The sequence below is a fragment of the uncultured Romboutsia sp. genome (assembly GCF_958366745.1).
Taxonomy (GTDB): Bacteria; Bacillota; Clostridia; order Peptostreptococcales; family Peptostreptococcaceae; genus Romboutsia; species Romboutsia timonensis.
Window position 1 is genome coordinate 1 of the sequence record NZ_CATXCO010000096.1, and the last position, 8401, is coordinate 8401.

Consider the following 8401-nt stretch of genomic DNA (forward strand, 5'->3'; position numbering starts at 1 on the left):
CAAGAGCCTTGAAGAATCTATTTACGAACTTTTTTAAGTTCGACTACTATAACTATACTTGGGTCGATTGTAACTGAAAAATATGTAGCTCCTCGTTTTGGAAAATACGAAGGCTTAGCAGAGGATACATCAACATCAAAAGAAGTTACGCCACTTCAAGCTAAAGGTCTTAAATATGCACTATATTCATTATTATTAGTAGTAATTATAATAGTTGGGTTATCTATAGGTAATGATGTATTCTTAAGAGATAGCGAAACAGGATCATTACTTTCTAATAGTTCAACTTTAATGAAAGGTATAGTTCCGATAATAACAGCAGTATTTTTAGTTCCAGGATTTGTATATGGTAAAGTTACTAAGAGTATAAAAAATGATAAAGAATTAGTTTCTATGATGGGTAGCTCTATGAGTGATATGGGAATGTATATAGTTTTAGCATTTGCAGCAGGACAATTTTTATACTTATTTAATGCAAGTAATTTGGGTACTATATTATCTATAAAAGGAGCACAGTGGCTTCAAAATGCAGGTATGACAGGTAAAGGGCTTATAGTAGCATTTGTATTATTTGCAGCATTTATAAATATATTTGTAGGAAGTGCATCTGCAAAATGGGCTATAATGGGACCTATATTTGTACCAATGTTTTTATTATTAGGATATGACCCAGCATTAACTCAAGTTGCTTATCGTATAGGGGACTCTATAACTAATCCATTGAGCACACTTTTCCCATACTTTCCAGTAATATTAGCATTTGCTAAAAAATATGATAAAAATATAGGTATGGGTACTATAATAGCTAATATGCTTCCATACTCAATAGTTTTTGCTATTGCTTGGATAATACTTCTTTTAGCATTTATGATATTTAATATACCTCTAGGACCAGGAGGGGCAATATTGTATTCAATATAGAATGAGCTAAATATATGTAATGAAATAATAAATGCACTTAATTTAAGTTTATAAACCTTAAATTAAGTGCATTTGCTATTTTAATTTGATGGGACATATATTTATTTCGACTAATGTCAATCTTTAAAGAAAACATAATTTAATATGCTTAATAGTAGTAAAGAATAGTTTTACTTTATTTTTATTTATAATTGATTTTAATTAAACTCTAATAAATTAATAAAAAAGTATTACATAATATATTGTGATTATAAAAGTAATTACTTATGTTTATAAACTAACATATGGGGTATAAAAATAAATAAAAGTATAATAATTTAAAGGAGATTAAAACAATGATAAGAGTATGCCCATATTGTTCAAATATAAATGTAGATAAGTTAAAAAAGACTATAGGAGAAGAAAATGTTAAAACTGGATGTATAGGTGCATGTAGATCATTTTCTAAGGAAGCTGTCGGAAAAATAAATGGAGAACTTGTTATAAAGCAAACAGAAGATGAATTTTTAGAAGCTGCAAAAAATAACAAATAAAAAGGGAATTTAACCAAAGTATTTAATTTCATATATAAAGATGTGGTGAATAATTTGGTAAAAAGAGAAAATGAATTAAGAGATCAAGAAGTTAACCATTTAAGAAATGATACGCATAAAAAGTAGTAGCAATTTTGCTACTACTTTTTTAATAGATATTCTTTATGAAGTACCCAAGTATTATTTTCCCATTTATATATACAAATATTATCAAAGTTACAATTAAAATCACAAGGTATATAACTTACATAGTTTAATAAATCATTAAATATATTTTTTATTTTTTTTGAACTTATAGTAATATGAAATATTTTATTTTTACCATCTAGTTTATCAAAGTTTATATAATCAATACTACTCATAGAATCTATTAGATTATCATGAAGAATTTTGCCTTCTTTACTCATAATTACTTTCACAAATATAACCCTATCATCAAAATGGTCATATCCTTTTATTTTATAAGGTGCAGAATAGTTTTCTTTACTAAATTTATCTAAGGTATTTTCTAATTGTACTATATTATCGGTTTCAAATGGAGACTTGATAGTAAAATGTGCAGGAAGTTTAGATGATTTAGCATTAAATTTCTCGTACACTTCTTTTCTTAAATTATTATTAAAATTACCTGCTTCTCCTTTAACTACACTTACAACAACATATCTCATAAAGTACTCCTTTGTATTTAAATTTATGTACATAGTATAAATTATCATATTAAAATTTATACCATATACATAAATATTATATATTTATAATATGATATAAATAAGTGAAAATATGAAGATTTATAAATACAAAAAGTAAAATATAGTTAAATATAAACTATTTTGTAACAAAATAGTAATCAAATTTTAGGAAAATTAGTGTATAATTATCTTAAAATTAATTTCAATGTTTTGGAGATGATAAAATGAGCTTTATTAAAAGATTAAAAAATGTTATAGAAGCAAAAGCTAATAAGGTATTAGATAAACATGAAGATCCAATAGAAATGTTAGAACTTTCTATAAAGAAAAAAGAAGAATTACTTACAAATGCTAAAAAGCAATGTGCAAACTTTATAGCTACAGTAGATAGCATAAGAGATGAGAAAAATGGACTAGAAGAAAAAATAAATAAATATGAAGAAGCTACTAAAGCAGCGATATTAAAAGAAGACACTGAAAAAGCACAATCATTTGTTAAACAAAAGCTAGATTTACAAGAAAAGTTAAATCAAACTAATTCTAGAATAAAAGAACAAGACGATAAAATATCTGCTATAAAAGTTAAGATAGAAGAGTTAGAAATAGAAATATCTAAAATGAAGTCTAAAAAACAAGAGTTAGCAACAAGACTTGATGTTGCACAGATAAATAATGAAATAAATGAAACTTTAGCAGGTCTTAATGATGACCATGGTATAAATTTAGATGAACTTGAAAAGAAAGTTTCTCAAAAAGAAAACTATGGAAAGGCTTTAGATGAATTAAAGCCTAAAAATGAAGATGAGTTATTAGATGAATATATAAAAAGTTCGCCATCAGTTGATTCTAAAGTAGCTGAAGAATTAGAAAGAATAAAAGAACAAATGAAAAAATAGTATATTAAAGGTAGATGGTTTAAAGCTATCTACCTTTAATAATGTATATCGTTAATAGTTTGGTTTTAGAGGTGGTAAATATGGAAGATACAATAGTAAATGAAAAAAATAAATACAATAAAGCATATACAGAATTAATGTTTTGTGTAGATGATTTAAGAAAAATGTTAGATACTGAGGAACTAGAAAAAAGAAGTTTTATAAGTAAAGTTGATACGCTAAAAGATTATATTGAGTTTTTAGATAACTTAGAAAAAGAAAGTAAAAAGGATAAGGGATTATTTAAAAAACTATTTAAAATAGAAAATGACTCGAATCAAAAAATAAGTAAGTATCTTACACTTGATAAGCGTAGAGATTTAGAAAAGATTGATAAATGCAGTAAGTGTGCATGTAGAAACTGTGTAAGTATTTGTAATATGAATCATTGCTTTAACTGTAGAGAAAAAGAGTATATAGTAAAATGTGATAAAGACACTACATTACTTACAAAAACTACTGATACAGTAGAGCTTTATCAAGGTGATGAAAAGTTTGTATTCAATGTAGCAGGTTATTTAGTAGAAAAAGATGATAATGGAAACTTTAGTAGATATGTATATTTAATAGATAGCAAAGATTATGATAACCAGCATATATTAAAGTACTCAAAGTTTAAAGGAGAAGAATCATATGATTCAGTTATAACTGATGGTACTCAAGATGAGTTAATTAGAATAAATGATAAATTTATAGAAATGGGGTTAAGAGTATAGTATGAAAAATAAGAAAATAAAAATAGCTTATCTTTTAACGACATTTATATTTTTATTTACTTACATAGGGGGATTATTAGGAAATATAAAATCTTATGCATATGATGATACTTATGTAGCATTAGTTTCGACAACTAAACCTAGTTCAGGAAGTTTTAAAAGTTCAACAAAAAGCTCAACGAAAAATTATTCCACAAAGCCAAAAAGCACAATAAAGCCAGATTCGGGAAGTTTTTCTACAAAGCCAAATACTAGTACCAACAATTCAGGCTCATCAAGTACAATAAAACCAGATTCAGGAAGTTTTTCTACGACTCCTAAAAACAATAATAGTAATAGTAGTAATAACAATACTAACACCAATAATGATTATGATGACTATGGAGGAAGCACCTCTAAGAAATCTATTTTTGGAGGAAGTTACTACGGAGGATATAGTCCATTTAGAAGAGTCTATTTTGGATATGGAATAAGTTCTTGGATTATGAAACTAGTAATGCTTATAACTGTAATAGTAGTTATATACATTATAATTGATTATATAAGAAGTAAAAGAGATTAAAGTTTAATATTTGTATAATAAAAATAAGTAGGATAATAATATAAAATTATACCTACTTATTTATTTAATATGAATTTATTTAACATAAACTCCTGATACATAGCCATATCTACCATTGTATTCTATTTTATGCCAATCAAATTTTGTATCTATAACTTTAACTTTAGTTCCTTGAGGTAAAGTACCTATAACACTAAAGTTTTTACCTCTATCACTCATTATATTTACAGTATTTAAAGCAGTAGCCAATTTAGAATTATCATTTTGTGTAGAATTAGTTGAATTTGATGTATTTACATTATTTTTATTATTTATATTAAAATATTTTTTTACACCTGACACTATTCCATCTACTAATTTATTTTGATATTCAGCAGTATTTAATTTGTATGCTTCTGATGGATTTGATATAAAACCACATTCTAAAAGAATAGATGTTTTTTTATTATCTCTTAACACTTGGAAGTTTGCTTCTCTTATATTTCTATCATTTGCATTTGTAGAATTTATAATACTTTTATGTATAGCATTAGCTAGCTTTTTATTTTTATCTCCAAGATAATATGTTTCGATACCGTTTGCACTTGTAGTAGAAGCTGCATTTTGGTGTATTGAAATAAATATATTTGCATCTGAATTATTTGATTTAATTGTTCGATCTGATAATGATAGGTAAGTATCGTTATTTCTGCTCATTTCAACTTCAAAACCTTCATTTATTAATTTATTTTTTAGTTTTTGTGCAATTTGTAAATTAAGAACATCTTCTAAATATCCATTATGAGAACTTCCATTGTCTTTACCACCATGGCCAGCATCTATAAATACTTTATAGCTTTCTGCATTTGATATTGTAAAACTTGATGCTAACATTGCTGTCAGTATAGATGTTAGTGCAACTTTTTTTAATTTTTTATTTGTCAAAATATCCCTCCTGTATGTGTAAAATATTCCATAATATATTATATATATCGGCAATATATATTTCAATATATTATATTAAATCAATAAATTTAGATATAATTTTAGAAAAAATGTAAAACTATATCTAAATAAATTAATAAAAAGTTATTGAAAAAATAAAATAAATAATGTAACATACCTATATGGGGTATATGTGAGATATAAAAATAATGAAAGGAGATACCTTATGCTAAATAATAAAGAAACGTATAAAATAGGTGGCATGACATGTGCATCTTGTGCAAAGGCAGTAGAAAGAGTAACAAAAAAATTAGATGGAGTAGAAAGCTCAAGTGTAAATATAGCAACTGAAAAGCTTAATATAGAGTATGATAAGCAAAAAGTAAGTTTTGATGATATAAAGTTAGCAATAGAAAAAGCTGGATATAAAGTTATAAAAGAAAATAATACTAAAAGCTTAGAATTAAAAATAGGAGGCATGACATGTGCAGCCTGTGCTAAAGCAGTAGAAAGAGTAACAAAAAAATTAGATGGAAATATTGCAACAGAAAAAGCAAGTATAGAATATGATTCATCTAAGGCTAAAGTAAGTGATATAAAGTCGGTAATAGAGAAAGCTGGGTATTCAATAATTGAAGAAAATAAAAAGACTTTAGAGTTAAAGATTGGTGGAATGACATGTGCAGCATGTGCTAAAGCAGTAGAAAGAGTTACGAAAAAATTAGATGGAGTAGAAAACTCAAGTGTAAATATTGCAACAGAAAAAGCAAATATAGAGTATGATTCATCTAAGATTAAAATATCACAGATAAAATCAGCAATAGAAAAAGCAGGATATTCAATAATTGAAGAAAAAAAAGAATCACTAGTAGATGAAGATAAATTAAGAAAAGAAAAAGAGATGAAAACTTTATTTACTAAATTTATAATAGCAGTAGGATTTTCAGTTCCACTATTTTATATAGCTATGGGTCCTATGATATCAAAGCCTTTTGGTCCTTGGCCAGTCCCAAGTATTATAGACCCAATTATAAATCCATTAAATTATGCACTTATACAAATGATATTAGTAATACCGGTAATGATAGCTGGTTATAAGTTTTATGTCAATGGATTTAAATCGCTTATAAATAGAAATCCAAATATGGATACACTAGTTGCAATAGGAACATCAGCAGCATTTTTATACAGTGCATATACAACATTTAAAATAGCAACTACTACTATGGAAGTAAATCATGGGCATCACCAATTATACTTTGAAAGTGCAGGTATAATAATTGCTTTAATATTACTTGGGAAATATTTAGAATCAAGATCTAAAGGTAAAACAGGAGAAGCTATCAAAAAACTTATGGGGCTTCAGCCTAAAACTGCCTTAATAGTAAAAGGTAATCAAGAAATAGAAATACCAATAGATGAAGTTGAAGTAGGAGATATAATAATAGTAAAACCAGGTAGTAAAATACCAGTTGATGGTGTTGTCGTAGAAGGCCATACATCAGTTGATGAATCAATGCTTACTGGAGAGAGTATACCTGTTGAAAAAAATGTTGGAGATAATGTAACTGGAGCAAGTATAAATAAAAATGGTGTTATTAAGTTTAGAGCAGAAAAAGTAGGTTCAGATACTGTACTTGCTCAAATCATAAAACTTGTTGAAGATGCACAAGGTAAAAAAGCTCCAATAGCAGCACTTGCAGATACTGTATCTGGATACTTTGTACCAACAGTTATAATAATAGCTTTAGTATCAGCAACACTTTGGTTTATAGTTGGAAATAAGGATTTAGAATTTGTTCTTACAATATTTATATCAGTACTTGTAATAGCATGTCCTTGTGCACTTGGACTTGCTACACCAACAGCAATAATGGTTGGGACAGGTAAAGGTGCAGAAAATGGGATACTTATAAAAAGTGGAGAGGCTTTAGAACTTGCACATAAAGTAGATACTGTAATATTTGATAAGACAGGTACAATAACAGAAGGAAAACCAACTGTTACAGATATAATAACTACTAATGATATAGATGAAAGATACTTAATTCAATTAGCAGTAAGTGCTGAAAAAAATTCAGAACATCCGCTTGGAGAAGCTATAGTAAAATACGGAGAAGAAAATAATATTGAATTTAAGAAAGTAGAAGAATTTAAAGCTATACCAGGACATGGTATAGAGGTTACAATAGATAGTAAGGTAATATTACTTGGAAATAAAAAGCTTATGAATGATAAAAATATAGCTTTAGGAAGCTTAGAGGATAAATCTGATGAGTTAGCATATGTTGGAAAAACTCCTATGTATATATCAATAGATAATACTTTAGGTGGAATAATAGCAGTAGCAGATACTGTTAAAGAAAATAGTAAAAAAGCTATAGAAAAGCTTCATGAAATGGGAATAAAAGTAGCTATGGTTACAGGTGATAATAAAAAAACTGCAGATGCTATAGCAAAGGAAGTTGGAATAGATATAGTAGTATCAGAGGTTTTACCAAAAGATAAATCTAATGAAGTTAAAAAGCTTCAAGAACAAGGCAAATTTGTTGCAATGGTTGGAGATGGTATAAATGATGCACCAGCACTAGCTCAAGCTGATATTGGTATAGCTATAGGAAGTGGTACAGATGTTGCAATGGAATCAGCAGACATTGTATTAATGAAGAGTGATTTAATGGATGTACCAACTTCTATAAAGTTAAGTAATGAAACTATAAAAAATATTAAGCAAAACTTATTCTGGGCATTTGGATATAATACTATAGGAATACCGATAGCAGCAGGACTTTTATATATATTTGGTGAGCCTCTTTTAAACCCAATGTTTGCAGCAGCTGCTATGAGTTTAAGTTCTGTTTCAGTTGTTACTAATGCACTTAGACTTAAAAACTTTAAAGGTTATAGACAATAAAAGCTAAATACAAATTTTAATAATTAAGAGAAAAATAGGTATTATTATATGTTCATGATAATACCTATTTTTTACGTTCAAGGAAAATATAATAAAAAATTTTTTGTAGATAACTTATAAATATAAATAATATCAATAGTTTCAGAAACGTAAAAAATGACATTTTGAGCAACGGATGTGACCGAAATGCTTCGCCAACACGTTGCT

At 27.0% G+C, this 8401-nt stretch carries 8 protein-coding genes; 6 read left to right on the top strand and 2 right to left on the bottom strand.

The features are described from left to right. Window positions 1-15 precede the first annotated feature (15 nt). Window positions 16-921: an AbgT family transporter gene (locus Q5F54_RS07685; protein ID WP_302334182.1), complete on the top strand. Its 906-nt coding sequence runs from the start codon at window positions 16-18 to the stop codon at window positions 919-921. 335 nt (window positions 922-1256) lie between these two features. Continuing rightward, window positions 1257-1454 (top strand): DUF1450 domain-containing protein, encoded by a 198-nt coding sequence (locus Q5F54_RS07690; protein WP_071120990.1) that lies wholly within the window; start codon window positions 1257-1259, stop codon window positions 1452-1454. 140 nt (window positions 1455-1594) lie between these two features. Here the strand turns inward: Q5F54_RS07690 and Q5F54_RS07695 are convergent, their stop codons facing one another. Then, complete coding sequence (locus Q5F54_RS07695) at window positions 1595-2122, bottom strand: 2'-5' RNA ligase family protein (RefSeq protein WP_302168866.1); 528 nt, start codon at window positions 2120-2122, stop codon at window positions 1595-1597. A gap of 245 nt (window positions 2123-2367) precedes the next feature. Here Q5F54_RS07695 and Q5F54_RS07700 point away from each other — a divergent pair, with 245 nt between their 5' ends. The 3 genes from Q5F54_RS07700 (at window position 2368) to Q5F54_RS07710 (ending at window position 4356) form a co-directional block, all read left to right on the top strand. Further along, a complete protein-coding gene (locus Q5F54_RS07700; RefSeq protein ID WP_288564926.1) occupies window positions 2368-3039 on the top strand; it encodes a PspA/IM30 family protein in 672 nt (223 codons plus the stop codon). 80 nt (window positions 3040-3119) lie between these two features. Next, window positions 3120-3794 carry a hypothetical protein gene (locus Q5F54_RS07705; protein ID WP_277232233.1) on the top strand — a complete coding sequence of 225 codons (675 nt, stop codon included), beginning with the start codon at window positions 3120-3122 and terminating at the stop codon, window positions 3792-3794. A gap of 1 nt (window position 3795) precedes the next feature. After that, complete coding sequence (locus tag Q5F54_RS07710; RefSeq protein ID WP_281537976.1) at window positions 3796-4356, top strand: hypothetical protein; 561 nt, start codon at window positions 3796-3798, stop codon at window positions 4354-4356. Between the two features lie 75 nt (window positions 4357-4431). Here Q5F54_RS07710 and Q5F54_RS07715 read toward each other — a convergent pair whose 3' ends face one another. After that, the gene (locus Q5F54_RS07715) at window positions 4432-5280 is read right to left on the bottom strand and encodes an N-acetylmuramoyl-L-alanine amidase (RefSeq protein ID WP_302334180.1); all 849 of its coding nucleotides are present in this window, start codon (window positions 5278-5280) and stop codon (window positions 4432-4434) included. A gap of 226 nt (window positions 5281-5506) precedes the next feature. Here Q5F54_RS07715 and Q5F54_RS07720 point away from each other — a divergent pair, with 226 nt between their 5' ends. Continuing rightward, window positions 5507-8194 carry a heavy metal translocating P-type ATPase gene (locus tag Q5F54_RS07720; RefSeq protein WP_302334181.1) on the top strand — a complete coding sequence of 896 codons (2688 nt, stop codon included), beginning with the start codon at window positions 5507-5509 and terminating at the stop codon, window positions 8192-8194. Window positions 8195-8401 lie beyond the last annotated feature (207 nt).

Coding starts and splice junctions, on each gene's coding strand:
- Q5F54_RS07690 (WP_071120990.1), top strand. CDS start 1,257: ATGATAAGAGTATGCCCATATTGTTCAAATATAAATGTAGATAAGTTA.
- Q5F54_RS07700 (WP_288564926.1), top strand. CDS start 2,368: ATGAGCTTTATTAAAAGATTAAAAAATGTTATAGAAGCAAAAGCTAAT.
- Q5F54_RS07705 (WP_277232233.1), top strand. CDS start 3,120: ATGGAAGATACAATAGTAAATGAAAAAAATAAATACAATAAAGCATAT.
- Q5F54_RS07710 (WP_281537976.1), top strand. CDS start 3,796: ATGAAAAATAAGAAAATAAAAATAGCTTATCTTTTAACGACATTTATA.
- Q5F54_RS07720 (WP_302334181.1), top strand. CDS start 5,507: ATGCTAAATAATAAAGAAACGTATAAAATAGGTGGCATGACATGTGCA.
- Q5F54_RS07695 (WP_302168866.1), bottom strand. CDS start 2,122: ATGAGATATGTTGTTGTAAGTGTAGTTAAAGGAGAAGCAGGTAATTTT.